Annotated in this window: 21 protein-coding genes and 1 other RNA gene; 10 read left to right on the top strand and 12 right to left on the bottom strand. The window is 60.1% G+C overall.

Translation table 11 applies throughout. From position 1 onward, the window contains the following. Positions 1 to 145 precede the first annotated feature (145 nt). The 5 genes from rnpB to ACSV9I_RS01170 form a co-directional block, all read right to left on the bottom strand. Positions 146 to 544: RNase P RNA component class A (rnpB, locus tag ACSV9I_RS01190), an RNA gene on the bottom strand. A 75-nt stretch (positions 545 to 619) separates the two neighbouring features. Continuing rightward, a complete protein-coding gene (locus ACSV9I_RS01185; protein WP_438326632.1) occupies positions 620 to 1,810 on the bottom strand; it encodes an NAD(P)/FAD-dependent oxidoreductase in 1,191 nt (396 codons plus the stop codon). 83 nt (positions 1,811 to 1,893) lie between these two features. Then, positions 1,894 to 2,358: a lytic transglycosylase domain-containing protein gene (locus ACSV9I_RS01180; RefSeq protein ID WP_438327650.1), complete on the bottom strand. Its 465-nt coding sequence runs from the start codon at positions 2,356 to 2,358 to the stop codon at positions 1,894 to 1,896. A gap of 293 nt (positions 2,359 to 2,651) precedes the next feature. Beyond that, entirely contained in the window at positions 2,652 to 3,413 is a 762-nt protein-coding gene (locus ACSV9I_RS01175) for an N-acetylmuramoyl-L-alanine amidase (RefSeq protein ID WP_438326631.1), read from the bottom strand. Then, entirely contained in the window at positions 3,410 to 4,147 is a 738-nt protein-coding gene (locus ACSV9I_RS01170; RefSeq protein WP_054159515.1) for a J domain-containing protein, read from the bottom strand. Before ACSV9I_RS01170 ends, ACSV9I_RS01175 begins: the two co-directional genes overlap by 4 nt. Positions 4,148 to 4,498: 351 nt before the next feature. On the opposite strand from ACSV9I_RS01170, the gene ACSV9I_RS01165 reads away from it, so the two are divergent. From ACSV9I_RS01165 to ACSV9I_RS01155, 3 genes are all read left to right on the top strand, one after another. Continuing rightward, the gene (locus ACSV9I_RS01165; protein ID WP_438326630.1) at positions 4,499 to 5,713 is read left to right on the top strand and encodes a pyrophosphate--fructose-6-phosphate 1-phosphotransferase; all 1,215 of its coding nucleotides are present in this window, start codon (positions 4,499 to 4,501) and stop codon (positions 5,711 to 5,713) included. Between the two features lie 46 nt (positions 5,714 to 5,759). Further along, positions 5,760 to 6,395 carry a LysE family translocator gene (locus ACSV9I_RS01160; protein WP_438326629.1) on the top strand — a complete coding sequence of 212 codons (636 nt, stop codon included), beginning with the start codon at positions 5,760 to 5,762 and terminating at the stop codon, positions 6,393 to 6,395. A gap of 133 nt (positions 6,396 to 6,528) precedes the next feature. Then, complete coding sequence (locus ACSV9I_RS01155; RefSeq protein ID WP_438326628.1) at positions 6,529 to 7,446, top strand: lytic transglycosylase domain-containing protein; 918 nt, start codon at positions 6,529 to 6,531, stop codon at positions 7,444 to 7,446. A gap of 23 nt (positions 7,447 to 7,469) precedes the next feature. On the opposite strand, the gene ACSV9I_RS01150 is transcribed toward ACSV9I_RS01155, so the two are convergent. Beyond that, complete coding sequence (locus ACSV9I_RS01150) at positions 7,470 to 8,831, bottom strand: serine hydrolase domain-containing protein (RefSeq protein ID WP_438326627.1); 1,362 nt, start codon at positions 8,829 to 8,831, stop codon at positions 7,470 to 7,472. A gap of 212 nt (positions 8,832 to 9,043) precedes the next feature. Between ACSV9I_RS01150 and ACSV9I_RS01145 the strand changes: the two genes are divergently transcribed. The 4 genes from ACSV9I_RS01145 (at position 9,044) to ACSV9I_RS01130 (ending at position 13,169) form a co-directional block, all read left to right on the top strand. After that, on the top strand, positions 9,044 to 10,294 hold the full coding sequence (locus tag ACSV9I_RS01145; protein ID WP_438326626.1) for a DUF3419 family protein: 1,251 nt from the start codon (positions 9,044 to 9,046) through the stop codon (positions 10,292 to 10,294). An 8-nt stretch (positions 10,295 to 10,302) separates the two neighbouring features. Then, positions 10,303 to 10,956, top strand: coding sequence for a class I SAM-dependent methyltransferase (locus ACSV9I_RS01140; protein ID WP_438326625.1), 654 nt, complete (start codon positions 10,303 to 10,305; stop codon positions 10,954 to 10,956). Between the two features lie 131 nt (positions 10,957 to 11,087). Beyond that, positions 11,088 to 11,867 carry a glycoside hydrolase family 25 protein gene (locus tag ACSV9I_RS01135; protein ID WP_438326624.1) on the top strand — a complete coding sequence of 260 codons (780 nt, stop codon included), beginning with the start codon at positions 11,088 to 11,090 and terminating at the stop codon, positions 11,865 to 11,867. Positions 11,868 to 11,981: 114 nt separating this feature from the next. Then, positions 11,982 to 13,169 carry a lytic murein transglycosylase gene (locus ACSV9I_RS01130; RefSeq protein WP_438326623.1) on the top strand — a complete coding sequence of 396 codons (1,188 nt, stop codon included), beginning with the start codon at positions 11,982 to 11,984 and terminating at the stop codon, positions 13,167 to 13,169. Positions 13,170 to 13,606: 437 nt separating this feature from the next. Here the strand turns inward: ACSV9I_RS01130 and metF are convergent, their stop codons facing one another. From metF to ACSV9I_RS01105, 5 genes are all read right to left on the bottom strand, one after another. Continuing rightward, on the bottom strand, positions 13,607 to 14,512 hold the full coding sequence (gene metF / locus ACSV9I_RS01125) for a methylenetetrahydrofolate reductase [NAD(P)H] (protein WP_438327648.1): 906 nt from the start codon (positions 14,510 to 14,512) through the stop codon (positions 13,607 to 13,609). Beyond that, the gene (locus ACSV9I_RS01120) at positions 14,512 to 15,519 is read right to left on the bottom strand and encodes an ArsR/SmtB family transcription factor (protein ID WP_054159525.1); all 1,008 of its coding nucleotides are present in this window, start codon (positions 15,517 to 15,519) and stop codon (positions 14,512 to 14,514) included. Before ACSV9I_RS01120 ends, metF begins: the two co-directional genes overlap by 1 nt. A gap of 144 nt (positions 15,520 to 15,663) precedes the next feature. Next, complete coding sequence (locus ACSV9I_RS01115; RefSeq protein WP_438326622.1) at positions 15,664 to 18,015, bottom strand: methyl-accepting chemotaxis protein; 2,352 nt, start codon at positions 18,013 to 18,015, stop codon at positions 15,664 to 15,666. A 399-nt stretch (positions 18,016 to 18,414) separates the two neighbouring features. Further along, a complete protein-coding gene (ettA, locus tag ACSV9I_RS01110) occupies positions 18,415 to 20,064 on the bottom strand; it encodes an energy-dependent translational throttle protein EttA (protein WP_438326621.1) in 1,650 nt (549 codons plus the stop codon). Between the two features lie 112 nt (positions 20,065 to 20,176). Continuing rightward, complete coding sequence (locus ACSV9I_RS01105; protein ID WP_438326620.1) at positions 20,177 to 21,976, bottom strand: hypothetical protein; 1,800 nt, start codon at positions 21,974 to 21,976, stop codon at positions 20,177 to 20,179. Positions 21,977 to 22,156: 180 nt separating this feature from the next. Here ACSV9I_RS01105 and ACSV9I_RS01100 point away from each other — a divergent pair, with 180 nt between their 5' ends. The 3 genes from ACSV9I_RS01100 (at position 22,157) to ACSV9I_RS01090 (ending at position 26,100) form a co-directional block, all read left to right on the top strand. Continuing rightward, a complete protein-coding gene (locus ACSV9I_RS01100; protein ID WP_438326619.1) occupies positions 22,157 to 23,095 on the top strand; it encodes an alpha/beta fold hydrolase in 939 nt (312 codons plus the stop codon). A gap of 156 nt (positions 23,096 to 23,251) precedes the next feature. Next, entirely contained in the window at positions 23,252 to 24,451 is a 1,200-nt protein-coding gene (locus ACSV9I_RS01095) for a CaiB/BaiF CoA transferase family protein (protein ID WP_438326618.1), read from the top strand. Next, positions 24,448 to 26,100 carry a thiamine pyrophosphate-binding protein gene (locus tag ACSV9I_RS01090; protein ID WP_438326617.1) on the top strand — a complete coding sequence of 551 codons (1,653 nt, stop codon included), beginning with the start codon at positions 24,448 to 24,450 and terminating at the stop codon, positions 26,098 to 26,100. Before ACSV9I_RS01095 ends, ACSV9I_RS01090 begins: the two co-directional genes overlap by 4 nt. Positions 26,101 to 26,173: 73 nt before the next feature. On the opposite strand, the gene ACSV9I_RS01085 is transcribed toward ACSV9I_RS01090, so the two are convergent. Further along, positions 26,174 to 26,500, bottom strand: coding sequence for a hypothetical protein (locus ACSV9I_RS01085; protein WP_438326616.1), 327 nt, complete (start codon positions 26,498 to 26,500; stop codon positions 26,174 to 26,176). Between the last annotated feature and the right edge of the window lie 42 nt (positions 26,501 to 26,542).

Here is a 26,542-nt window from a genome sequence, read left to right as displayed (position 1 = left end):
GTTAGAAATGCCTGTTTCCATTCGCGGATTAGCCACGGCATGCGGAAGCCCTCCGCAAGGACTGCCCTTGCGTTCCACCAATGAAACCAAAGCCTTGAGAAATTGTGCGGAGCCTCTGTCGCCGCAGTGACATGACAGAGGTAAAATTGCCAGTCGGCCTGTAAGCCGGGTTCTGTATGGCTCCGGTTTCCCGGAACGTGGCAGCCATTCATCTGGGACAGCGTTTACACGCTGCCTCACGCAACCCACCCGGATGACTGGCCCGGAAACAGGCTGTGGCCACACCGGAGTGCGGCCCGCGTCATCCCTATTCGGTCTTGCTCCCGGTGGGGTTTACCTTGCCATCCCTGTCACCAGCGACGCGGTGGGCTCTTACCCCACCCTTTCACCCTTACCCCGCAAGCGGGGCGGTTTGCTTTCTGCGGCACTTTCCCTGAGGTCGCCCTCGCCGGACGTTATCCGGCACCGTGTTTCCGTGGAGCCCGGACTTTCCTCCCCTTACCGCCTTTCGGCATTGGTAAAGCGCGGCTGCCCGGCCGACTGGCAGCCGGTCCATAGCCGACCCGCTCGACGAAAGCCACTGAAAACGCAAGGTCCGCCTACTGAGCCCCAGACAGGCTCAAGTCTTGAACACTGGGGTGAAGCAGTCCCCATAGGCCGGGTCATTGATCTGACCATGCATTACGAGCTCCGCCCCGAGTCGACCGATCTCGTCCGAACTTTTCGCCGCAGCACCGCAGCCGCCGGTCAGGACGGCGATTCGTTCGCTGGCAAAACCGATGGCCGGATAATTCGCGGGCGTGAAGGAGGTAACGCAGGCCGCCATGGAAAGGGGCGCATCCGCAAGACTGGGCACGAGCCCTCGGATGATTCGCTGCAGATGGTTTCGCGTTGACACCCGCCCACCGCTGCGGAACCAGGCCCTGATCTCGGGTTCCGTTCCAAGCAACAAGTCATCCGAGTCTCCGCCGATCTTTAGATAGGTCTTGCCATCGGGATAGCGCACAGGCGGCAGAAGGTAGATGTGATCCACCGGATCGTCGGGCTGGTGGATGAGCGATGGCATGCCCTGATAATCAGGGAGAATGTTGGCAGCGATTTCGAAGAAGGCAACGGTGCGACCATAGACCTTGAGATCCAGCGGCCGCGGCAGAAGACGCTCGGCAATCGAGAAACCACCAGCCGCCACGAGAATGCGGTCGGCGCTGTATTGGCGATCGTCATCCGTCGAGACGACAGCACGATGTCCTTCTTCACGGACAGAGAGCGCAGTCTGCCGAATGATCGCAGCCCCTGCCCGCTCGGCGAGCCGCGACTGCGCCTCGACCAGACGGCGCGGATTGATGTAGCCGGCGCTCCGGGATTCGTAGACACCTTCGCAATCAACGCCAAAGTCGAAGTAATTGAAGCGCTGTCGGAGATCCGCAGATCCGAGAGTCTCGACCGGGACATCAAGTCCGCGGGCCGCAGCCTCGATCTGCGCAATATAGGGATCGGCCCCGCCCCGCGCCGGCCCGACAATCAGGCATCCGACCTCTTGGTAGAAATCCACGCCACTCTCGCGGGCGAGATCGCCGTAGCGGGCGATGGAGCGATTGGCCATCAGCGCCCAGACCGGATCAGAATCGATCGTGCGGGTAATGCGGGCCTCGTCATAGTGGCTTGCAAAGACACCCGGATGAGAGCTCCAGTCCGACGGCTCGTCTGGCCCGATGACGGCAATACCCTCACCTTCCAGCGAAAGATAGCGGGCGGCCGCCGCTCCCATCATGCCTCGGCCGATGACGATGGTTTTGAAGTGGGTCACCATACTCTCACCCTTTTCGTTCCGAGCAGGTTGATAGCATGCTGCGCCGACAGATCCATGCGAAACCGGCCGAGATCACACAGTTCTCAACCGCCGATCAGAGCAATGACTTTCCCGCAATATCGCTTGGAGACCGGATTCATCCGCTTGGCGCCATGGCCTGCATTGTAACGCAGGATGGTCCCGCAGGTTTCGCCACCGCCAAGTTCATGAGCCATCGACAGATACTTCATTCCATAGCGAATATTGGTCTCCGGATCATACAGACCCTTGACCTTGCCGCGATAACCCATGGCGCGCGCAGTTGCCGGCTTGATCTGCATGAGACCGACCTCGCCCGCACTGCCCCGCGCCTTGGGATTGAAATTGCTTTCGATCCGGACCACCGCATGTGCGAGATCGACCGGAACACCGTAGGCCTTTGCATATTTGGAAATGATCGCCCCGTAAGGGCTACGCGCAGCAGCGGGCTTCATTGAGAATCCCGCATCACGTTCAATCGACTTCAAGGGTTTCTTGAAGCGTTTTTCACCCGTATCTGCCAGCGCCATCTGAGCATGAGTCAATAGAAATGCAGTGCATGCCGCAGCAGCAACAAGTCGTTTCATCATGGGAAAGGTTAGTCTCCGGAACAAAGAGCGGATCGACGCATGCCTATACGCACGCAATAGCCTTCGCCCTTCTCGTAGAGGGCGGCCGATTGGCTCTTTATGTTGATATTGGCGCTCCGCCCTTCATGGGCGGCGGTCGCTGTTCAGCGACATACTTAAAGCTGCTTAATAAGGAATTCGTGTGGCACCGCAGCAAATGAGCTGTCGGGACACGTAAGTCGGCCGGTCAAGCCTCACGAAAAACGAGGAAGCTTCGACAGAAGTCGATGCAGCGTCTCGATCGTCGAACTGTCTGCCACACCATCAACGCGGGCCGGACGGAAATGGCGCTGGAACGCTGCGACCACACCCTCAGTTTTCTCGCAGTAATGCCCTGATATCTCAATGCCGTACCCATAGATGGACAACATCGATTGTAGCGCCTCGACCGGCTGCCCTTCATCGCCACGCTGGAAGTACCGGCCACCGCCGATCGGGGTTGGATCGACCCAGTGTCCGACGCCCCCGCGATACAGGGTCCCCCAGGGGAAGTTTTCACCCGGATCAACCTTCCGAACAGGGGCCACATCAGAATGCGCGAGCACCCGTTCTGCCGGGATCCCATGCCGCCCGACACAATCGAGACACAATTCGATCAGCGCTGATATCTGCGCTTCGGGATACGGTGGCAGGCCACCGGGATGGCCGGTATTGGCAATTTCAATGCCAATCGAGCGGGAATTGATGTCGCTCTCACCACCCCAGTTACTCTTGCCTGCATGCCAGGCCCGGTGGCTCTCTGCAACCATCTGGACGATCCGGCCATCCTCATGCACCAGGTAGTGGCTCGACACCTGGCTTTCCGGATTGCACAGCCAAGCCTGCGCGCCATCAGCCGATGGCATTCCCGTATAGTGCAGGAGGAGAATGTCGGCGGTCGAAACGCCAATCCGCTCGCCAAAATTCGGCGAGGCGCAGATCTCCGCTCCGCTGAAATCGGCCGAAAAACCCGTCATGCCGCGCGGCGCGCCTTCTCGATCGCGGAGAAGGCCGCATTCAGCCGCGCCATGCGGTGATGGGCCACGGCATGAAACTCGGACGGCACGCCGCGAGCATAAAGGCGGTCAGGATGATGCTCGGCCGCAAGCGCCCTGTAACGGCGGCGGATCGTGGCAAAGTCGTCGGAAGGGGTAACGCCGAGCACGCCATAAGGGTCCCCGTCGAGGCGGATATGCCGCTCGGTGATCTGCTCGAACCGCTCCTCCGAAAGACCGAAGATCTCTGCGATCCGCGCCAGGAAGTCCAGTTCCTTCTCGTGCACAAGCCCATCAGCCTTGGCGATGTGGAACAGCGCGTCAATGATGTCCTCAAGCACAGGGCAATACTGATCGCAGGTCCGGCACATATTGGCGAGGTTGCGCGCATAGGTCTCGAAACCAGCCACGTCCTGCCGGGCCAGATTGTACAGGCGGGCAACGTTGCGCGCCTCCTCCGGCGGAAAATCGAAAACTTTGCGGAAGGCCTGGACTTCGGCATCGGACACGATGCCGTCGGCTTTCGCCATCTTGGCGGACAGCGCAATGATGGCCACCGAAAAGGACACCCGACGACGTGTCTCAGGGTCGCCTTCGAACATGGTCCGAACGGCTTCGACAATATTGGAGATGGCGTTACCGGCAGCATCCCCGACGGCGCCCAGCAAGCGTTCGAAGAATGAGGAAATCTGCTCGCAGGCGAAATCAAAAATCATGGTCGAGAATGATCAAAAATCTCGCCTAAAAGCAAGCGAAACGGGAACAAACGGAGATTAAACTTTCTTCATCTCCGGTCAGTTTTGATGAAAGAGCGACCGATATCGGCCGATCCCTTGTGGTTGCGTCTCGGTCATTAAATGCCGTCGAGGCTGTCGTTTCGCTTTTCCACAATTCCATCCCACAGCTGCGCATGGATTGAATCGATTAGATTGGCCGGAACCTCGAACCGATCGATAAAAGACGGATTTAAAAGCGTTTTTCGACTTTACAGCCAGCCGCCGGTATCGCATCCATGGACCGCCGGAACAAAGGCACGCACACCGCACGCACATTCCCGAGGAGGTCCGATGGCCAAGCAGAAAGTTGCACTATTGACCGCAGGCGGCCTCGCTCCCTGCCTCTCGTCCGCAGTTGCCGGACTGATCGAGCGCTATACGGATATTTCGCCTGAAACCGAGATCATTGCCTACAAGTCCGGCTTCCGCGGCCTTTTGATGGACTACAAGATCGAGATCACCAAGGAGATGCGCGAAAAGGCGCATGTCCTGCATCGCTATGGTGGCTCACCGATCGGCAACAGCCGCGTCAAGCTCACCAATGTCGCCGACTGCATCAAGCGCGGCCTGGTCAAGGAAGGCGAAACTCCGCTTCAAGTTGCGGCCGAACGTCTGGCGGCTGATGGCGTAACCATCCTGCACACGATTGGCGGCGACGACACCAACACGACGGCGGCAGATCTTGCAGCTTATCTCGGCGCAAATGGCTACGATCTGACGGTGGTCGGTCTGCCAAAGACCGTCGACAACGACGTTTACCCGATTCGCCAGACCCTTGGCGCCTGGACGGCCGCTGAAGTCGGCGCACGCTTCTTTGACCACGTCTCGAACGAACAGAGTGCCGCACCGCGCACACTCGTCATCCACGAGGTCATGGGGCGCCATTGCGGCTGGCTTACCGCAGCCACGGCCCGCGCCTACATCCAGCGCACCAGGGGCAATGAGTATATTGACGGCTTCATGATGAACGCCGAACTCAAGAACATTGACGGTCTCTACCTGCCGGAAACGCATTTTGACCTGGATGCCGAAGCGACCCGCCTGAAGGACATCATGGACCGCACGGGCTATGTCACCCTCTTCGTCTCCGAAGGCGCTTGCATGGATGAGATCGTCAAGGAGCGCGAAGCTGCAGGTGACGTCGTCAGCCGCGACGCCTTCGGCCACGTGAAGCTCGATACGATCAATGTGGGCAGCTGGTTCCAAAAGCATTTTGCCAAGCTACTCGATGCCGAGCGTTCCATGGTTCAGAAGTCGGGCTACTATGCGCGCTCGGCGCCAGCCAACTACGAGGATCTACGCCTGATCCAGAGCATGGTGGACCTTGCGGTCGAAAGTGGATTGGGCGGCGTTTCAGGCGTAACCGGCCATGACGAGGATCACGGCGGACGACTGCGCACGATCGAGTTTCCGCGCATTCGTGGCGGCAAGCCATTCGACCTCTCTACGCCGTGGTTCGCAGAAGTGATGGATTATCTCGGCCAGAACTATCGCCCGATCAATTGACCTGGGCCGAGAAAACTGGCTTCCTCTTTGAGGAGGAGTGCTGACAATGAGCATGGAATTCTGGACAGGGTTCACCGCCGCCTCGATCGTATTGCTGGCGATCCCGGAGCGGGGCATGATCGAGGTCGCGGCCTATGCCTTGGGGCATGGGCGGCGATCGGCCTTTGCCACGGTCACAGGCGTTGCACTGGGCTACATGGCAGCAGCGGGCATTCTGCTTGCGGGACTGATCGCCCTTTCATTGGTCTCCCCCCTCCTGTTTTCAGTGGTGAAGGGTGCAGGTCTGGGTTTCCTCGTGATATCGGCCTTGCGTCTGTGGCGCGCGCCGGGCGGAAACCGTCCGATCGCCGACAATGACAACCTGCCGGTTGAAAAGCCGCTGAATGTCATGATGCATTGTTTCGCCGCAACGGGCCTGAACCTGCGAACGATTGCCCTTCTTGCCGCATTCCTGCCGCAATTCCTGACGCTCTCCGCTCCCCTGGCTCAGGAGGCCCTGACCATGGTGGCGATCTTGGGCGGCCTGTCCATGCTCATCGCCACTGCCTACGCGATGGGCGCAGACGAAGTGCGGAATTTCCTTAGAAAACATCGTGCTCGGCGTGTCGTCGACCGCTCGCGCGGAACGGTGCTGATCGCTGCACGATCTGTGACGGCCGGCTATCGCAAGATCGCAGCTTGAACCATAAAACCTGCGCCGCAGCCAGATTTGGCCCAACGCTTGCCGCATTGGCAGGCATAGACTAATAAATCCAAAGGAAACGATGGGTGATTTGCTCCGTCGGGGACGTCGAAGAAATAAAACGGATGATGGTATGATCCTCAAATTGGACCGCGGCGTCGCCTATGGTTGTGCAGCCTCCCTTCTGGTCGTACTGACCGGCTGCACCGGTATCGACGACAGCGTGAAGGCTGATCTTGCGGCCAAACCGATTTCCAATCCTAACTCTCTGGAAATGCAGGCAGCAAACGCTGCGGAAGCAGCGACAAGCGGCGCTGCCACCACAGCACAAACCGTCGCTGTCGCAGACACTCAGCCTGCCCCGATCATCCCGGGCACGGATACGGCAGCACCAGTCCCGATGCTGAAGGAATCAGCGCTTGCTGCGACGCCGCAGACCCCTGCATCGCAAGCGCTAGACATGGTCGCCTCGACACCAACGACCGACCAGCAGCAGATAGCCGCCGCGGCAGCGCCAGTTCAGGCAACCGTTGCCCCCGCAGCCCAGCCGCAGACGGCATCGGCAACGGCCGCAGCCCCGACAGTTCTCGCCTATGCCGCACCGCTGCGGGTAACAGCCCTGACCAGCTTCGGCGACCCCTTTGATACATCGGCCCCCTCCACCGAGGATAAGCTTGAGCCTCAGTCAAAGGCAGATACCATTGGCCCCACGCGCCTCAATGCGCTGATCAAGAAGTATTCGAAGGTCTACGAAGTCCCCGAGGAGCTCGTGCACCGAGTCGTCAAGCGCGAAAGCCGTTACAATCCGTCGGCATACAGCAAGGGCAATTACGGCCTCATGCAGATCCGGTACAACACTGCGAAAGCCATGGGATATAATGGCTCTGCAGACGGGCTTTTCGACGCCGAAACCAATATCAAATATGCCGTCAAGTACCTGAAGGGCGCCTGGCTCGTCGCCGATACCGACCATGATCAGGCCGTGCGCCTGTACTCGCGTGGTTACTATTACGACGCCAAGAAAAAGGGCATGCTTCACCTCACGCAGTGAAGCAGTCCGCACCCTCACAACGCCTACTGAAGCGCTGCGCTGAGCGCTTTTGCCAAGGGTTGCGGCTCATAGCCGAGAGCGCTGGGTGTCAGACCAAGACGCACGACAACGAGGCCCTGCGAGGCCATCACTGCAATCGACTGACCGTCATGACCTCGCATCCACACTGTAGCGGGGTCTAGCCCCGCCTGCTCGTTGCCGAGATCGCCCGCTCCCTGTCGCCAGGTCTGGGCACGGGAATAGGCGCCATCCGACGCCCCCGAAGCCGTATACATGCCGTCAACATATGATGCCGGCAGCAGTTGCACGCCTTTCCAGACGCCGCGCTGAGCGATCAGCAGACCGAAACGCGCCCAATCACGCGCGGTGGCGTAGAGATAGGAACTGCCGACAAACGTCCCGGCCGCATCTGCCTCCAAGATGGCGCTGGTCATGCCGAGAGGATTGAAAAGCGCCTGACGTGGAAAATCGAGGGCCGCCTGGGGCGTCTCGAAGCGTGACATCCAGTAGCGGCTGATAAGGACGCTTTCGCCGGAGGAATAATTGAACTGGCTGCCGGGCTCGGCCCTTGAAGGCAGACCTTCGACATAAGCGGCCATGTCAGGCTCAAGGTAGAGCATGCGCGTGACGTCTGCGAGGTCACCATACTCTTCGTTGAAATCGAGACCACTCTCCATTGCCAGGAGATCCGTCAGGGTAATGCGCGCCCGCACTTCGTCCGTCCAGGTTGCAAACATATTGCGGCTGGAGAGATCAATACGGCCCTGCCCCTGCAAGATACCGACTAGCGCAGCATTCACCGTCTTCGTCATCGACCACCCGAGCAATGGCGTTTCCGCATTGAACCCCGCGCCATAGGCTTCCCCAATGATCCGCCCGTCCTTGACGACGATGACTGCGCGGTAGCCCGGACCCAGTAATGTTTCATCCGACAGAACGTCGGCTACGCGTGGATCTGTGGTGTCCACGCGCTCACCATCCGGCCAGGGCAAGGTCGGATCAGCAGTTGGAACCCCTGCCGCCGGCGCGGAATAGGCTTTCGCGGCAGCCAGATCGCCATCTGGCACATTGGCGCATCCAAGTCCCTCGCGATGGACGGCGGGCGACCGCGCCCAGCCAAACGGCATGGAGGCTGTCACGAGACCCTCCTCGATATCGACATCGACGGAGACATAACCCAGCAACGGATGACCAGGCGCCTGCACGTCGACACGCAGCACATCATCCGCGTCGCGACCCGCGACGAAGACATTCGAGCAGACGATTTTTGCCGCATAACCTGTCCCGACCCGCAGAAGATCAGGCGGCATCACCCAAAGAGTACCGAGCCCGACAAGAACGAGGCCTGAGACCGTTGCAGCAAGAGCTTTAACCCAACGCTTCATGATTCGACCGCCTCCCACGTACGCTGGGGCCTATGCAAACAGCAAACTGTGACAAGCGAAAGAGCAGCCCTGATGTTTCCCGGGATTCTACCATCACATCAATCGCTTCGGTCCAACAGTAGTAACCGCGCTGAGGTCTAAAACCGCCGCGTCATCAAACTGTAGCAGCGAAAGGCTAAAGCCGCCGGACCCGAAACGGATGGCGCAGCACCATGACAGAGATCGTACCCGATGCCGGATATCACCGGAACACGAAACTGAAGGATGCGCTGCTGCAGCACGCGCCTCTGTCGGCGGAGGGCCTCTCCGAGCGCCTTTTTGGCCTCATGTTCTCAGGCCTCGTCTATGCCCAGATCTGGGAGGACCCGGAGGTAGACATGCGGGCCATGGACCTCACGGAGGGGCATCGTATCGTCACCATTGGCTCTGGCGGCTGCAACATGCTCGCCTATCTCAGCCGCAAGCCGGGCTCGATTGACGTCGTTGACCTCAATCCAAATCATATTGCCCTTAACAAGTTGAAGATCGCAGCATTTCGCCACTTGCCCGATCATGCCTCGGTCGTCCGGCTTTTGTCTGGCAGTGAAGATCGGAACAACATCCAGCTTTATGAGCGTCACATCCTACCCCATCTCGATGCATCAACCAGGGCTTACTGGCAGAAGCGGGGCCTGAATGGAAAGCGCCGCATCAGCGTCTTCAACCGCAACATCTATCGCACGGGCCTGCTCGGGCGCTTCATTGCGCTTGGCCACCTGATTGCGCGGCTGCACGGCATCCGGCTGGAAGATATGGCGGCCACAAGGTCCCTGCGCGACCAGCGTCAGTTTTTCGACACGCGCATCGCACCGCTCTTCGACAAGCCGCTGATCCGCTTTATCACCGCGCGCAAGAGCTCGCTCTTCGGACTTGGTATCCCGCCGCAGCAATATGATGAACTCGCAAGCCTTTCCGACAATGGCAGCATAGCGCCGATCCTGCGCCACAGATTGGAGAAGCTCGCCTGCCATTTCCCGCTCAGGGAAAACTACTTCGCCTGGCAGGCCTTCATGCGCCGCTATCCGCGCCCGGAAGAGGGCGTGCTGCCAACCTATCTCCAGCCGCAGAATTATGACGCAATCCGCACCTCCGCTGATCGCGTGAATGTTCACCATGAAAGCGTCACGGAACTTCTTGCGGCAAAGCCCGCAGGGTCGGTGGACCGTGTCGTCCTTCTCGACGCCCAGGATTGGATGACCGATCAGCAGCTGACTGCATTGTGGACGGAGATCACCCGCACCGCCGCTGCAGGCGCCCGCGTCATCTTCCGCACTGCGGCAGAATGCAGCGTTCTGGATGGCAGGCTCCCGGCATCGCTGCTCGACCGCTGGACCTATGACGGGGACCGCTCGGCAGCCCTCAACACCCAGGATCGCTCCGCGATCTATGGCGGTTTCCACATCTATGAAAAGCGCGAGGGATGAGCGCCCCGATGCAAAGTGTCGAAGCCGCCCTCCCCGATCACGCCGAACGCATGGACAGGATGTATCGCTATCAGCGGCACATCTACGATCTCACACGCAAATACTACCTGATTGGACGCGATCGCATGATCGCCGGGCTGGACGTCCCCCCAAGTGGCACCTTGCTGGAGATTGGTTGCGGGACAGGCCGCAACCTCGTGCTGGCCCGCCGCCACCACCCGACGGCCAGACTGTTCGGCCTGGACATTTCGACCGAAATGCTGAACTCGGCCCGCGCCAAGTTCACCGACGCAGCGACAGCGCCCGTTCTCGTCGTGGCCGACGCCACCGATTTCGACGCTTCGGCCTTCGGCGAGCAAGGCTTCGACCGGATCATGATTTCCTACGCGTTGTCGATGATCCCCGACTGGCAGGCAGCGCTTCGTACTGCCTTCGGCGCACTTGCGCCGGGAGGCTCCCTCCATATCGTCGATTTCGGCCAGCAGGAGAACCTCGCCCCGTGGTTCCGCCGCCTGCTGCATGCCTGGCTTCATCGCTTTCATGTGACCCCACGCCCAGACTTGCGCATCGAGGCCGAGCGACTGGCCGCAGAGGCGGGTTCGATCGTGACCTTCGAGCCGATCTTGCGCGGCTATGCCTGGCACCTCGTCATCCGTCGTTGATCCTGGCCTCCGACGATTGGCAAGCACGCCGAAATTGGCCATGATCGAGCCAATATGGGGTAACGACCGATTCACGCATTCAAGATGCGGCTGAACCAGTCGGTCAGGCGTGGCAAGGGGTCGATTGAAACATGCGGTGGCTCGATGCCCTGACGCTTTGCCTGTGCCTTGCCGCCGCCGGCTGCACATCGGGCGCATCCGACATGATGGATGGTGTCGGCCATCCACCTCGTTTCCAGGATACCGATCCCCAGGACTTTGCCGGACGCACCCCACACCGGCATGATGTCCACGGCATCGATCTGTCGAAGTGGAACGGCGATGTCGACTGGACATCCGTGCGCAAATCCGGCGTATCCTTCGCCTTTATGAAGGCAACAGAAGGTGGTGACAGGCTCGACGCCCGCTTCCACGAGTACTGGCGCGGCGCACGCGCTGCAGGCGTTCACTACGCGCCCTATCACTTCTTCTATTTCTGCACACCCGCCGACATCCAGGCAGATTGGTTTATCGCCAATGTACCGAAGGATGCGGTCATGCTTCCACCCGTCCTCGACGCAGAATGGAACCCGACATCCAAAACCTGTCGTTTCAGACCCGAACCGCCAGTCGTGCGCCAGGAGATGCAGCGTTTCATGGACAGGATCGAGGCCCATTACGGCAAGCGGCCTCTGATCTACACCACGGTCGACTTCCACCGGGAAAACCTCGAGGGCCATTTCCAGAACCATCTCTTCTGGGTTCGCGCCGTATCGCAGCATCCATCTGAAATCTACCCCGCCCGCAACTGGGCTTTCTGGCAATACACCTCGACCGGCGTGGTTCCAGGCATCGACGTGCCCACGGACATCAATGTCTTTTCTGGAACACAGAAAAACTGGAACGCCTGGGTGGCATCGGTCTCGAAATGACCGAAAACAAGCCCTAGTGACGCCCCATGGCAAGACGGATATCACCGACTGCCAACCAATCCTGTGATGACCGAGTGGTCACGCCCCTCCCGCCCCCGACCGAAGGAGACCATGATGAAAACGGCCCTGCGTTTTGCCCTCCCCTTTTGCTTACTCGCCTCGACCACGACGCTCGCCTCCGCACAGCAGCAATGTGGCGGCGATCTGGCGCCTTTCCTTGCAGGTGTGAAGGCTGAGGCCGTCGCCGCAGGCACGCAAGCAGAGGCCGTGGACAAGGCGCTGGCCGGAGCTGCGATTGACCAGAAGGTGCTGTCGAGAGATCGCGCCCAGGGCGTCTTCCGCCAGACATTTCTTGAGTTCTCGCAGCGCACCGTCAGCCAGGCTCGCCTCGACATTGGCAAGCAGAAAATCAAGGAATATGCCGACACCTTCAGACGAGCCGAAGAGGAATTTGGCGTGCCCGCGGGCGTGATTGCCGCCTTCTGGGCAATGGAAACCGATTTCGGCGCCGTCCAGGGCGATTTCAACACCCGCAACGCCCTCGTCACGCTCGCCCATGACTGCCGGCGTCCGGAACTCTTCCGCCCACAGCTGATCGCGCTGACCAAGATGGTCGAACACGGTGATCTTGATCCCGCGACCAATACCGGCGCCTGGGCAGGCGAAATTGGCCAAGTTCAGATGCTGCCCAAGGACATCATCGAATTCGGCGTCGATGGTGATGCCAACGGCCATATCGACGTCAAGAAGAGCAGCCCCGACGCCATCCTCACTGCCGCCAAATTCATTCAGCATTTGGGCTTCAAGCGCGGTGAGCCCTGGATCCAGGAAGTAACGATCCCGGACAACCTGCCCTTCGAGCGTTCAGGCCTCGGCGGCACAATGACGGCTGGTGAATGGTTCAAGCTGGGTGTTGCACCGCGTGACGGCAATACAGGTTTCCAGAACCTGCAGGTCTCGCTGGTCCTACCGCAGGGCCGCAAGGGCCCGGCCTTCATCACCTATCCGAACTTCAACATCTATCTCGAATGGAACCAGTCCTTCATCTACACGACGTCGGCAGCCTATTTCGCCACGCGACTGACGGGCGCTCCGCCCTATCAGAAGGGCAATCCGGAACCTGGTCTCGATACCGAGCAAATGAAGATGGTGCAGACCAAGCTCGAGGGGCTAGGCCATGACGTCGGCAAGATAGATGGCATTCTCGGTTCCGGCACGCGCGCTGCCATCCAGAAAGAGCAGCAGAGGCTGGGATTGGTCCCCGACGGCTGGCCGACGGCAGCGTTTTTGAATGCCCTCTGAGATATGCGAAGCCTCCGGTGCGGCGGAATCCGCACCGGAGGCGCTCCGTTCACGTTAAACTTCGTTAAATTCCGTGAACCCGCTAAACCATTGAATCAAAAATAACATTAGAGGTTCTTCACACCTTATCCACCGCCCTTAGTGGCAGTGCAGCATCGTTTCCCCCTTGCTTTGACACAAAACGAACATACTATCTAACGGTCAACGCAAGGAGGCACACATGGGACTGACCAATTCTCTTAACGTCCTTATCATCGGTGCGGCGTTTGTTTTCATAGCCTCGATGCTGTTCATCTGATCGTTTTGATCAGGCGAACCACAAGCCATGAGACGGCCGACCAAGGCCTCTCCAAAGCAGAGACTGGAACTTGAAAAGGCGTAGGGTTGGATAACCCTACGCCTTTTCCTTTGATTGGATCCCCTGTGACAAAGGGCACTCAGGCGGCAGCACCAGATAGGTCGCGGGCACCGTAAAGCCCAAGTCTTGAAAGTGTCGCGAGCGTCAATGGTGCACGGTTCATCGTGTAGATGTGGAATTCCTCGATTCCTCTTTGCGAGAGGTCGGCAATCTGTTCGGCTGCGATATCGGCGGCGACCGATGCCCGCGCCTCTGGGTTTGCCTCGGTTGACTGAAAGCGGAGATCGAAAGCCTCAGGAACGCTTGCGCCACACATGCCAGCAAAACGCTTCAACTGCGTCAGGTTCTGGATCGGCATGATACCAGGCACAATGGGAATGGTGATGCCGGCCGCCCGGACCTGCTCCAGATAACGTTCAAAGATATCGTTGTCGAAGAAGAACTGGGTCAGCGCCCGGGTCGCGCCCGCATCCACCTTGCGCTTCAACATATCGATATCCGCGCCAGCATCCGCACTTTCCGGGTGCTTTTCGGGATAAGCCGAAACGGAAACCTCGAAGTCGCCCATGTCGCGCAGCCCGCGCACCAGCGCTGCCGCATTTTCGAAGCCGCCCGGATGTGGCTCGTAGCGAGTGCCAACGCCGCCTTGTGGATCGCCGCGCAGCGCCACGAAATGGCGAACGCCAACCGCCTTGAATTCGTCGACGACCGCACGGACCTCGTCACGCGTCGCACCGACACAGGTCAGATGAGCCGCCGTCGCCATTGGGGTTTCGGCAATCAGCCGGCGCACGGTATCAAGCGTTGGCTCCCGCGTTGTGCCCCCGGCCCCATAGGTTACCGAAACGAAGTCGGGCGCGAGCGGCTGCAAGGCGTGAACGGTCTGCCAGAGCTGGTCAGCCATGTCAGGAGACTTCGGTGGAAAGAACTCGAACGAGATACGGGGCGGCTTGGTGCCGGTGATGGCGGGTGCGGTTTCAGTCATCATCTGCTTCCAGTCAGTGCAATTGCTTCTTGGGACGCGGCAGCCGTTACGTCAGAGCGGTTCCTAGCCAGCCAAATGGTCACCGTCACGCCCTTCCCCTGCCCGTCGGCGGGCGGAAGATCCACGACGTTTTCGACGGTGAGGCCGAAGCGAGCGAGCCAATCCTCCATCACCCCATGGGAAAACCCGAGACGAACATGGGCGTGCTCTTCGCGAAGATATTCGAGTTCATGCGGCGCGAGATCGATGATCGCCAGACGACCGCCCGGCCGCAGCATACGAACCGCCTCCGCGAGTGCGAGTTCCGGCTGTTCGAGAAAGTGCAGGACCTGGTGCACGGTAACGAGATCATAGTCACCGGCATCAAGCGGCAGGTTGAGAATGTCGCCATGGCGCACGGTTGCCGCCATGACGCCAGCCTTGTCCAGATTGGAGCGGGCAACGGCGAGCATGTCGCGACTGGCGTCGATACCGACGGCCCGCCGATAGTGCTCGGAGAAAAGCTGCAGGATCCGGCCTGTGCCCGTACCAAGGTCAAGCAACGCCTCGACCGGCTCTTCACCGATCAATGCGAGCAAGGCGGCCTCGACATCGGCGTCATTGACATGCAGGCGGCGAAGCTCGTCCCACTCGGACGCATTTCGGCTGAAGTAGGCCTGCGCCTTTTCGGCCCGGGCGCGTTTGACGGCAGCGAGGCGGTCTCGGTCACGTGTCAGCACCGGGTCTGCCTCTTCCGTCGTCAGAAGCAACTGCCGCACGAAGCCGGCGCCGTCCCCCTCCTGCTTGAGCCGGAAATAGGCCCAGGCACCCTCCTGGTAGCGGTCAACCAAATCAGCCTCGGCCAGGAGTTTCAGGTGGCGGGAAATGCGCGGCTGGGATTGGCCGAGAATTTCAGTAAGATCGGTGACAGTGAGATCTCCGGCCGCAAGCAGTTCCAGGAGCCGCAACCGGGTGGGCTCACCAGCAGCCTTCAAAAGATCCACAAGACGGTCTAGCCCGAAATTCATTGCGCGCCCAACTCCAATAATCACATAAAGATATCTTTATGTCGCTTTGCGCATCGAGGCAAGTCCGAAAGTGAGAATTGGCTGATGCAAATAAGAACGGCCGCCCGAGAGCGGCCGCTACATCGCGACTTCTAAAATGCGTGATCAGAATTCTTCCCAGGTCTGACTGGCCAGTGCGGTGTTGCCCGAAACCGCTGGCATGGCCCGTCGTGGCTGGGGTGTGGAGGCACTTGGCTGCGTTGGACGCGCAGGCGCTGACGGAGAGGCAACCGGGATCCTCTGCATGGGCTGGGCCGATGCCTGCCCGGTGCGGAACTGGCCGAGCAATTCGGTCAGCTTGCCGCTTTCCTGTGCCAGACCGGCGCCGGCTGCATTCATCTCCTCGACCATCGCCGCGTTTTGCTGCGTGGCCTGGTCCATATGATTGACCGCCGTATTCACCTCACCCAGTCCGACGGACTGTTCCTGCGCAGCCGTTGCAATCGCATCCATATGCTGATTGATCGATTGAACCAGGCTGGCAATCGCAGCCAGCCCTTCGCCCGTGTCATTCACCAGCTTGACACCCTCGCTGACCGCCACTTCGGAATTGCCAATCAGCGATTTGATTTCCTTTGCGGCATTGGCCGACCTTTGAGCCAGTTCACGGACTTCCTGGGCAACGACTGCAAACCCCTTGCCCGCTTCACCAGCGCGCGCGGCCTCGACGCCAGCGTTCAGCGCAAGAAGATTGGTCTGAAAGGCAATCTCGTCGATGACGCCGATAATCTGGCCAATCTGACGCGAGGAATGTTCGATACGCTCCATGGCCGTAACCGCATTGCTGACAACCACGCCCGAGTGTTCGGCGCGGCTTCTGGTATCACGCACAAGGTCTCGCGCCTCGCCAGTCCGCTTCGAGGTTGCGGTGACGTTGGCGGTGATCTCCTCCAGCGCGGCAGCCGTCTGCTCAAGCGATGCAGCCTGTTGCTCGGTGCGTTTGGCGAGATTGTCGGACGCATGCGATATTTCGCTGCTGCCGCTTGAAACCACAGAAGCGGATCCGCCCACCGCGAGCAAGGTTGCACGCAACTGCCTCACGGACGTGTTGAAATCATGCCGCAAGGCCTCGAACTGCGGCGCAAACTGCTCTTCGATTTCGCAAAGAAGATCACCGGATGCCAGGCGCTGCAGACCGCCTGCGAGCGAACCGGTTGCACGGGTCAGCCGTTCCTCTGCATCCGCCTCTGCACGACGCTGTGTCTCGATCCGGTCGCGTTCGGCGGCCAAACGATTTTCCTCGGCGCTGGCCTCAAGTTGCTTGTTGCGCACGGCCGCGATCTGAAAGACTTCGACAGAGCGCGCCATTTCACCCATCTCATCCTTGCGCTTGGAGCCAGGAACGACCACGGACAGATCACCATCAGCCAGTGATCCCATGCAGCGGGTCAAGGCGCCGATCGGACGGATCACCTTGCGCACGATCACTGCCATCCCGATGATTGCAAGACCGAGGACAATGAGGAAGAGAGTGAGGAAAGTCAGCGCTTGCGTGAAAGCGCCGGACTTGGCCGCCAAAGCCTGCTCATGCAAGGTGTCCATAGCCAGCGAGGCAATATCAGCGATACTGCCCAGAGCAGCGGTTGTCGGACCACGCCACTCGTCGATCGTCAGCGGCGCCTTCTCGCCTGTGCTGAGCTTGGCAATGACATCAGCACGCAAGCTGGCGTATGCGCCGGTGAAGTAGGCAGCATCAGCGGCCTTGAAACCATCCTTGATGGTTTGCGGCGTTTGCGGGTGATCCACCAGCACCCGGACGGCTTTCCACGCATAGGCAACATTGGCATCGGCAACCGCAAGCTTAGCCTGATTCTCGGCACTCAACGGCTCGCCGGACGTCACGGCGCTATTGAGGATCAGGGCACCACCACCGCCAAGCGCACGGGTCGACCATGCATAGGCGCGCATCTGAATCATCGGCATCATGGCTGCGTCGAGGCTGCGCATGCGGCCCTCGGCTGCTTCTGAGGCCTTTTCGAGATCAGCCAGGAATGTCTGGCCGAGATCCATCGAAGCCTTCGTCACCGCCCCATCGCGAGCACCAAGTGCCTTGGCAAGCTCAGCATCGATTGTCTTTCTATAGGCAGCAACCTTTTCATAGGTGGCCATAACCGTCGAGATCGACTGTGATAGCTCCGCGGCATGGATCCCCGCAGCAAGGGCCTTGGCATCCGCCATACCCGCATCGACAATCGCACGATTCTTCGTCACAGACGCAATGGACCCAGCGGCCTTCTCGCCCTCCAGCGAAAGAGCCGAAGCACTGTCACCACGCTCACTGCGAAATGCCAGCAGCGCCTTGAACAAGGCCTTGTCGAACCCCGTCAATTCCGAGACTTCGGCATAGACCTGATAGTTCCGGTAGGAAGACAGCATCGAGTTTCCGACGAGCACGCTGAGCATCAGACTGAGCAAGGCAAAAACACTGAAGAGTACATTGCGAATAGAGAAAACCATGACACGCCCCAAGATTGGTCAATCTAACGGCATTTGATGATATTTCGAATAATCCAGGGTTAATCGTGGCAGCCCGCAGCCAAGCGTTCGGGGATGAAAACACGAGAGGCGCCCATCGCAAGGTCGCGATTATTTGGGAACAGCCATCGAATGACCTTTTTTCGGTCTTCGATCATGCCGCCACAACTTATGATGGGCAATAAATCACATGTCTTTTGGAGAGGTCGAGCATCCCCGGCGCGAAAAGCGAATACGCAAGGGAATCGCCCCCCGACGATTGCCTCAGCTCTTTGCGGCTGGAGTGCGTGGCTCCCTATCTACGAAAAAAGCTCCGGCGTGTGTGACCGGAGCTTCTTCTGAAACCACTTGCAGCATCGGGTGATGCCACCAGGGGATGGGTCAGCGCGTCAGGCGCTTGTAGGACTGGCTGCCGGGGTTCAGCGCGTCAGGGCCGAGGCGGCGGATCTTGTCCTGCTCGTAGTCTTCAAAGTTGCCCTCGAACCATTCGACATGGCCGTCGCCTTCGAAAGCAAGGATATGCGTCGCCAGACGGTCGAGGAACATGCGATCGTGAGAGATGATGATCGCGCAACCGGCGAAGGCTTCAAGCGCGCTCTCAAGCGCACCGAGCGTTTCGGTATCGAGGTCGTTGGTCGGTTCGTCGAGAAGCAGAACATTGCCGCCGGCCTTCAGCATCTTGGCGAGGTGCACGCGGTTGCGCTGGCCGCCTGAGAGATTGCCGACCTTCTGCTGCTGGTCGCCGCCCTTGAAGTTGAAAGCGCCGCAATAAGCACGCGAGTTCATGTCGAACTTGCCGAGCTTGATCACCTCAGCGCCACCGGAAATTTCTTCCCAGACGGTCTTGTTGGCATCGAGCGCATCGCGGCTCTGGTCGACATAGCCGAGATGCACGGTATCGCCGATGCGGATTGTGCCGGCATCCGGCTTTTCCTGGCCGGTGATCATCTTGAACAGCGTCGACTTGCCCGCACCGTTCGGACCGATGATCCCGACAATGCCGCCCGGCGGCAGCTTGATCGAGAGATCATTGATCAGCGTGCGGCCTTCAAATCCCTTCTTGATGCCTTCGAGTTCGATCACCACCTGGCCGAGACGTTCGGAAACCGGGATGATGATCTGTGCATCGCCGGGCCGGATGTTCTCGGCTGCATCCACCAGCTGTTCATAGGCCTTGATACGGGCCTTCGACTTGGCCTGACGGGCCTTCGGACTGGATGCGATCCATTCCTGTTCGCGCGAGAGCGCCTTCTGGCGGCCGGCCTCATCGCGAGCTTCCTGCTGCATGCGCTTGGCCTTGGCCGTCAGGTAGGCCGAATAGTTGCCTTCGTAGGGGATGCCGCGGCCACGGTCGAGTTCGAGAATCCAGCCGGTGACGTTATCAAGGAAGTAGCGATCGTGGGTGATCATCATCACGGCGCCGGGATAGTCGCGCAGGTGCTTTTCGAGCCAGGCGATCGTCTCGGCATCCAAATGGTTGGTCGGTTCGTCGAGCAGCAGAAGGTCCGGCTGCGACAGCAGCAGGCGGCAAAGCGCGATGCGGCGACGTTCACCACCCGAAAGCACGGTAACGTCCGCATCCTTTGGCGGGCAACGCAGGGCTTCCATCGCCATTTCGACCTGCTGCTCGAGATCCCAAAGGTTCTGGCTATCGATGATGTCCTGAAGCTTGGAGCCCTCTTCAGCCGTCTCGTCTGAATAGTTCATCATCAGTTCGTTGTATCGGTCGAGCACGGCCTGCTTGTCAGCCACACCTTCCATAACGTTCTCGAAAGCTGTCTTGGCCGGGTCGAGATGCGGCTCCTGCTCCAGATAGCCGACAGTCGCACCTTCGGCGAGCCAGGCTTCACCGGTGAATTCCTTGTCCTGGCCGGCGATGATGCGCAGAACCGTCGACTTACCGGCGCCGTTCGGGCCGAGAATACCGATCTTGGCATCCGGGTAGAAGGACAGGTTGACGTTCTCGAGGATCTTCTTGGCGCCGTAAGACTTGTTCAGTCCCGACATGTGATAGATGAACTGGCGTGCCATCGTTGAATTGCTCCGGGCAGAATGGGAAGTTGCCGCTATGTAAGCGAAACCGGCCTGCGGAGCAATGCATGGCACGGCCATGCCTGCGGAAAATGCCGCGTTCAGCTACGGATTAGTGCAGGACGCGTGGATCGATGCGGAAGAGCTTGAGCGGATTTCCGGCTCCCGTATCGATCGGCTCAAGTCCCGGCCAGATACCGCCCGTCGCCAGCGCCGCATAAAGCCCGCCGTTGTTGAGTGTCATGTCAGGCGGCAGCTTGCAGACCGCAACATAGTTGAAACCGCGCATGGCATGACGGCGATCCGCAGCGTCTGTCGAGAGGAAGGCCTTGAAGCCGAGACTCATGCCGGCTGCTGCACGATGAAAGGGGATCGCATTCACCGCATGACGCCCTTCGCCACCAAGAAGAAGTGGCACACCAAGCCCCTGCGGCGCCAGAATGCGTCCAGGCGCGAGGCTTCGGACAACAGAGAAGTCTGCGCCGTCGCAGGCATTGCCCATGGTGCTAGCAGCGTCTGTTTCTACGTGCGCTCGCGGCGTGACGAGAAAGGCGATGCCGAGGCTCGCGATCAACAGGGCTGTCGCCGATACAGCTCGTCGCAACATGGTCGGCACCGGCGAGCCAAGAGCCCAGCCAATCGCCATAGGCAGAAAGAGGGGCATGAGCCCAGCCGACAAACGGATATAGCGCATCTGGAGAAGCGTCAGCACGAGAGCCGTGAGCGCAAAGCCAAAGGCAATCAACAGACCCGGCTCTGCGCGACAGCGCGAAACGAGTGCTGGAAGGGTCCAGATCGCCACGAGCGCGGACAGCAGAATAACTGGGAAAAGGCGCGTATCGCCTGTCTGCAAGTGGAAAAGGAGCCCATGCTCCTGCGGGATCCGCTGAAGCCAAAACTGGCGCGCCACGTCATCCACCATACTGTAGGGCCCGTTGAGACAATCGGGAAACAGCACGATGACCATTGCCACCAGGGCGACAGACGGAAGCAGGAGAGCAGCCCAGCGCGCACGGCTCGATCGATGCTTGAACCAGACCGGAACGACGGACAGAACAGTGCCCGAGGCCACGGCCAGATAGGCATAAGGGGCGGAAAAACTGTCACAGGCGACGGCGACCAGGCCGGCCGGACTGATGAACAGGAGGCCGAGTAGAAGAGAGAAGAACGCAAGCGCACCGCCAGCAACCGACAGCACACGGCCGGAATCCGGCGCATTGAACAGCCAGGCAAAGGCCAGGCCGCCATAGGCCACCATGATCAGTGGCAGGCATTCCAACCCGACAAGCAGGGAGACTGCTGAAGCAAGACCGATAAAAAACGCGCCCCGCTCATCAAAGGTCTGCAAGCCGACCGCGATTGCCGTTGCCGCGAGTATCTGCAGATTATGATGATCAATGCGGCCGGGTGAAAACTCCGAAAGCGCCACCATCATCACCGCGGCAGTGATGGCGGATACCAGCAGGATCCGAAGACCGGACCAGTGTGCACCGGTGAAATGCGGCCGAATGAACAGAGCGATCAGCCAGGCCTGAGCGACAAGCATCACGAGCGGCCAGATACGGAACGCCATCGGCAGCGCATGTTCTTCCCCCACCAACGGTGCCAAAATCCCGAACAGCACAACATAGGGAAGGTCGACCAAGCGCGACCAGGGTGACACATAGAGTTCAGGCGTGCGGATCTGCGGCATGCCGAGATCAAACCAACCGGCACCACCGAACAGGAACTGCCTGATCTGCAGCTCGCGCAGCCCGTCATCGACGTCACGGATCCACGACTGGCCATCGGCAAGATCCGCCGCAATCAGCAGGACACCGACGGCAAATATGGTCAAGGTCAGGAGCCCGGTGAAGCTTGCGCCCCTCCGCTCCCTCGGCTGCTCGCCGCTCACCCCGTCCACAATGCTCATGTCCCCCGACCCCTCGGTGATTTCGGCCACTTTGGCGGGCGCGGCTTAATCTCAGGTTATCGTCAACCGGCTTCTTCTGGGTGAGACGGGACAACCTGAACGACGCGCGACCAAAGCTTGGGAGACCTGCCATTGCGCCGGACGGAGAAATATCCTTCTATCACGGTCGCGGAGGACACGATGTATACCAACCAGAATTTCCACCTGTCTCCGACGGGTGCCACGCTTGCCTATCACCATGAAGAGGCAAATGGCCTCCCGCGGGCTGTTGTGCTGATCTGCCATGGACTGGCAGAACATTCCCGCCGCTATGCACGCTTTGCCAAGGCCATGGCGGCTGCCGGCTGTCACGTCTATGCCCATGACCACCGCGGCCACGGCGCAACAAAATCAGCCGATTCGGCCCTTGGCCGGTTTGCCGCTCATGATGGCGTTGCCAAGGTCATCGGAGACGTCATGGCCATGCGCGATCTGGCCCTATCCAGACATGCCGGCTTGCCCATCGTTCTCCTTGGTCATTCCATGGGCGGGCTGATCGCCCTCAATGTTGCCGAAGAACATCCGACAGCATTCCAGGCACTGTCTGTCTGGAATTCGAATTTTCACCCCGGTCCCGCCGGTCGGATCGCGCAAGCGGTCTTGAAGCTCGAGCAGGCCTTCAAGGGCTCGGACGTTCCCTCGCTCATTCTCCCGATGGCAACCTTCGGCGCCTGGGGCCGGTCGATAGAAGGCCATCGCACGCCATTCGACTGGCTCTCGCATGATCCGGTCGAGGTCGACGCCTACATTGCCGACCCGCTCTGTGGTTTCGATGCCAGCGTCTCGCTCTGGCGCGCGATCTTCGAGTTGACCTTTCGGGGTGCCAAACCCGACAGCATCGACAAACTGCCTAAATCACTCCCGATCTATCTGGTTGGCGGCGGACAGGACCCGGCGACCGACAAGGGCCGGGCGATCGCCTGGCTCGGCGAGACAATGAAGCGCCATGGTCTCTCCAACGTAACAGTCACCCTTTATCCCGGTATGCGCCACGAGACGCTGAACGAGATCGGATATGCAGTCGCGACAGCCGGTTTCGCTGCCTGGCTGGATCGCATCCTGCCTCAGGCACCCTCGTAGCCATGGCGGGGTCTTGCGTTTAGGGAATGATGCTATGAGAGAATATCGCGTGCGCCGGCTCTGAGCCGCCGATATAGCTTCTTGGACCGCAGCAATTCTCATGGCCGACATCAATCTGGCACGGCCGGGCTCTAGACCATGCGCGACAGGAAGCCGATGACAACGACCTCTCCCGCCTCTCCGCCGCTATCCGGCATCCGCGTGATCGAGCTTGCCCGCGTACTCGCGGGCCCCTGGGCTGGCCAGATGCTCGCTGACCTCGGCGCAGATGTCATCAAGGTGGAAAACCCCGAAGGTGGAGACGACACGCGCGCCTGGGGGCCGCCCTTTGTCGAAGCCCCCGACGGCGAAAACCTCTCCGCCGCCTATTACCACTCGACCAACCGCAACAAGCGCTCTATTGCGGTCGACCTCAAGACGCCGGAAGGCCAGGAAACAGTTCGCCGCCTCTGCGCCACGGCCGATGTGGTCATCGAGAACTTCAAGCGCGGCGGCCTTGAGAAATACGGCCTCGACTATGAGAGCCTGAAGGCGATCAATCCGAAGCTCGTCTACTGCTCGATCACCGGTTTCGGCCAGAACGGCCCCTATGCCGATTTTGCCGGCTACGACTACATCGTCCAGGGCATGTCCGGCTTCATGTCGATCACCGGCGAGAAGGACGGCGAGCCGATGAAGGCGGGTGTCGCGATCGCCGACATCTTCACCGGCATCTATGCGGTGACCGCCATCCAGGCTGCCCTCATCCATGTCTTAAAGACGGGAACTGGCCAATTCATCGACATGGCCTTGCTCGACGTCATGTCGGCGGTGCTCGCCAACCAGAACATGAACTACCTGATCTCCGGCAAGGCGCCTGTTCGCCTCGGCAATGCCCATCCCAATATCAGCCCCTATGAAGTCGTGCCCACCGCTGACGGCCATCTGATCCTCGCCGTCGGGAATGATGGCCAGTTCAGGCGCCTCTGCACCATCCTCGGCATCCCCACTGTTGCTGACGACGAACGCTTCTCCACCAACAAGGCCCGCGTCGCCCACAAGGCCGAGGTTCGCCGCATCGTCACGGCAGAGACGGTGAAGTGGTCAAAGCGCGATCTGCTGTCCGCCTGCGAGGCGAATGCCGTTCCCGCCGGCCCCATCAACTCGATCGAGGAGATGTTCGCCGACCCGCAGATAAAGGCCCGCGGCCTGAAGATCGAACTGACCGATGACAAGGGCACGGTGATCCCGAGCGTTCGCACGCCGATCATTCTGTCCGAAACACCCCTTCGTTATGAGCGTCCAAGCCCCCGCATCGGCGAACATGACAATGAGATATTGGCCGAACTGGACGATCTTGAAAGGAAGTCCCGATGAAAAGAAGCGGTGGAGCCTTGATTGTCGAGGCATTGAAGGCAAACGGTGTCGAGCGCGTCTCCTGCGTTCCCGGTGAAAGCTATCTGGCCGTGCTCGACGCGCTGAAGGACAGCGGTATTGAGACGCTGGTCTGCCGCCAGGAAGGCGGCGCCGCAATGATGGCCGACACCTGGGGCCGCCTGACGGGCAAACCCGGCATCTGCATGGTGACGCGCGGGCCGGGCGCAACGAATGCCTCCGCCGGTCTGCATGTCGCAAAGCAGGATTCGATCCCGATGATCCTGTTCATCGGCCAGATCGGCCGTGACATGAAGGAGCGCGAAGCCTTTCAAGAGGTCGAATACCGCCGCGCCTTCACCGAGTTTGCCAAATGGGTCGGCGAGATCGATGATGCCCGCCGCATCCCGGAATTCGTTACCCGCGCCTTCGCCGTCGCCACCTCCGGCCGCCCCGGCCCGGTCGTGCTGACGCTGCCGGAAGACATGCTGCTCGACGAAGTTGAAGCCCCGGAAGCCAGGCCCTACACGCCGGTAGAGGCTCATCCCGGCTCAAGCCAGATCGCCGAACTCGGCGAGATGCTGAAGACTGCGAAGCGCCCGATGGTCGTTCTCGGCGGCACCCGCTGGAGCGAAACCTCGGTCGCCGGCATCCAGGCCTTTGCCGAAAATTTCAAGCTGCCGGTCGGCTGCTCCTTCCGCCGCCAGATGCTCTTCGATCACCTGCATCCGTCCTACGCCGGCGATGTCGGCATCGGCATCAATCCGGCGCTCGCCAAGGAAGTGAAGGACGCCGATCTGCTGATCCTGCTCGGCGGACGTTTCTCAGAAATGCCGTCCTCTTCCTATACGCTGATGGACATCCCCTACCCGGCGCAGAAGCTCGTCCACATCCACCCGGACCCGTCCGAACTCGGCCGCGTCTACCGCGCTGATCTGGCGATCTGTGCAGCACCGGATGAATTCGTTTCCGCGCTAGCATCGCTCGAGGCACCCGCCGCCCCCACATGGGCCGAGCGCACTGAGACCATGCACGCCGCTTATCTCGCCTGGTCGACACCGCCAAAGGCAGGCCCCGGCGCCGTGCAGATGGGCCCGATCATGGACTGGATCGAGGCGAACACGCCGAAGGATGCGATCTTCACCAATGGCGCCGGCAACTACGCCACCTGGCTGCATCGCTTCCACCGCTTCCGGGCCTTCAACACCCAGGCAGCCCCGACCTCCGGCTCCATGGGCTACGGTCTGCCGGCAGCCGTTGCTGCCAAGCAGCTGTTCCCTGAGCGTGAAGTGATCTGCTTTGCCGGCGACGGCTGCTTCATGATGCATGGCCAGGAATTCGCGACCGCCATGCGCTACAACCTGCCGATCATCACGCTCGTCATCAACAACGGCATCTATGGCACGATCCGCATGCATCAGGAGCGCGAATATCCGGGCCGCGTCAGCGCCACAGACCTGACCAACCCCGATTTCGCAGCGCTGGCCAAGGCCTATGGCGGCCATGGAGAAACCGTCGAGAAGACGGAAGACTTCGCCCCCGCCTTCCTGCGCGCCCGCGCCTCCGGCAAGCCTGCGATCATCGAGAGCAAGCTCGATCCGGAGGCGATCACGCCAATGCGAACCTTGACTCAGATCCGCGATCGGCTCTGACGGGCCAACCTTCAAGCGCTCGCCAACGCGCGCACGACACAGGGGCGTTGGCGGTTTCCGACTGAAATCGAGCTTACTTCGCCTCCTGCAGTCCATGGCAGCCGGCGGCAACTGCATCGAAGGCATGTAACAAACCGGGAATGGCGAAGACCGCATCGGCGGAAGTGCTGTCGAGCTGAACGAAAATCACCCTGCCACCATACTGGCTGTCGATCAGTCGTACATCGGCGGCAAGCGATAAGGTCTGGCGGAGATTGACCTCCTCCGTCGACCATGGACCGAATACGAGGCCGATGGGTCTCTCAGTCACCGGTGGCGAAAAATATGGCGAAAGCGCCGTCACGCCGATGCCCAGGATGGAGAGAACGCCAGCCAGCCCATAGGCTGGCCAGGCTGGCATCGCTCCTGATTCAGGTTCCCCAGCCGTCGAAACGCCTGTGAC

Source organism: Rhizobium sp. G187, from assembly GCF_051549525.1.
Lineage (GTDB): Bacteria > Pseudomonadota > Alphaproteobacteria > Rhizobiales > Rhizobiaceae > Allorhizobium.
Note: the sequence above shows the minus strand (reverse complement) of the source record. Positions and strands in the feature narration are given on the sequence as shown.

What these genes read in the sequence shown, in the direction of transcription:
- ACSV9I_RS01185 (WP_438326632.1), bottom strand. Translation starts at nt 1,810, where the DNA reads ATGGTGACCCACTTCAAAACCATCGTCATCGGCCGAGGCATGATGGGA.
- ACSV9I_RS01180 (WP_438327650.1), bottom strand. Translation starts at nt 2,358, where the DNA reads ATGGCGCTGGCAGATACGGGTGAAAAACGCTTCAAGAAACCCTTGAAG.
- ACSV9I_RS01175 (WP_438326631.1), bottom strand. Translation starts at nt 3,413, where the DNA reads ATGACGGGTTTTTCGGCCGATTTCAGCGGAGCGGAGATCTGCGCCTCG.
- ACSV9I_RS01170 (WP_054159515.1), bottom strand. Translation starts at nt 4,147, where the DNA reads ATGATTTTTGATTTCGCCTGCGAGCAGATTTCCTCATTCTTCGAACGC.
- ACSV9I_RS01165 (WP_438326630.1), top strand. Translation starts at nt 4,499, where the DNA reads ATGGCCAAGCAGAAAGTTGCACTATTGACCGCAGGCGGCCTCGCTCCC.
- ACSV9I_RS01160 (WP_438326629.1), top strand. Translation starts at nt 5,760, where the DNA reads ATGAGCATGGAATTCTGGACAGGGTTCACCGCCGCCTCGATCGTATTG.
- ACSV9I_RS01155 (WP_438326628.1), top strand. Translation starts at nt 6,529, where the DNA reads ATGATCCTCAAATTGGACCGCGGCGTCGCCTATGGTTGTGCAGCCTCC.
- ACSV9I_RS01150 (WP_438326627.1), bottom strand. Translation starts at nt 8,831, where the DNA reads ATGAAGCGTTGGGTTAAAGCTCTTGCTGCAACGGTCTCAGGCCTCGTT.
- ACSV9I_RS01145 (WP_438326626.1), top strand. Translation starts at nt 9,044, where the DNA reads ATGACAGAGATCGTACCCGATGCCGGATATCACCGGAACACGAAACTG.
- ACSV9I_RS01140 (WP_438326625.1), top strand. Translation starts at nt 10,303, where the DNA reads ATGCAAAGTGTCGAAGCCGCCCTCCCCGATCACGCCGAACGCATGGAC.
- ACSV9I_RS01135 (WP_438326624.1), top strand. Translation starts at nt 11,088, where the DNA reads ATGCGGTGGCTCGATGCCCTGACGCTTTGCCTGTGCCTTGCCGCCGCC.
- ACSV9I_RS01130 (WP_438326623.1), top strand. Translation starts at nt 11,982, where the DNA reads ATGAAAACGGCCCTGCGTTTTGCCCTCCCCTTTTGCTTACTCGCCTCG.
- metF (WP_438327648.1), bottom strand. Translation starts at nt 14,512, where the DNA reads ATGACTGAAACCGCACCCGCCATCACCGGCACCAAGCCGCCCCGTATC.
- ACSV9I_RS01120 (WP_054159525.1), bottom strand. Translation starts at nt 15,519, where the DNA reads ATGAATTTCGGGCTAGACCGTCTTGTGGATCTTTTGAAGGCTGCTGGT.
- ACSV9I_RS01115 (WP_438326622.1), bottom strand. Translation starts at nt 18,015, where the DNA reads ATGGTTTTCTCTATTCGCAATGTACTCTTCAGTGTTTTTGCCTTGCTC.
- ettA (WP_438326621.1), bottom strand. Translation starts at nt 20,064, where the DNA reads ATGGCACGCCAGTTCATCTATCACATGTCGGGACTGAACAAGTCTTAC.
- ACSV9I_RS01105 (WP_438326620.1), bottom strand. Translation starts at nt 21,976, where the DNA reads ATGAGCATTGTGGACGGGGTGAGCGGCGAGCAGCCGAGGGAGCGGAGG.
- ACSV9I_RS01100 (WP_438326619.1), top strand. Translation starts at nt 22,157, where the DNA reads ATGTATACCAACCAGAATTTCCACCTGTCTCCGACGGGTGCCACGCTT.
- ACSV9I_RS01095 (WP_438326618.1), top strand. Translation starts at nt 23,252, where the DNA reads ATGACAACGACCTCTCCCGCCTCTCCGCCGCTATCCGGCATCCGCGTG.
- ACSV9I_RS01090 (WP_438326617.1), top strand. Translation starts at nt 24,448, where the DNA reads ATGAAAAGAAGCGGTGGAGCCTTGATTGTCGAGGCATTGAAGGCAAAC.
- ACSV9I_RS01085 (WP_438326616.1), bottom strand. Translation starts at nt 26,500, where the DNA reads ATGCCAGCCTGGCCAGCCTATGGGCTGGCTGGCGTTCTCTCCATCCTG.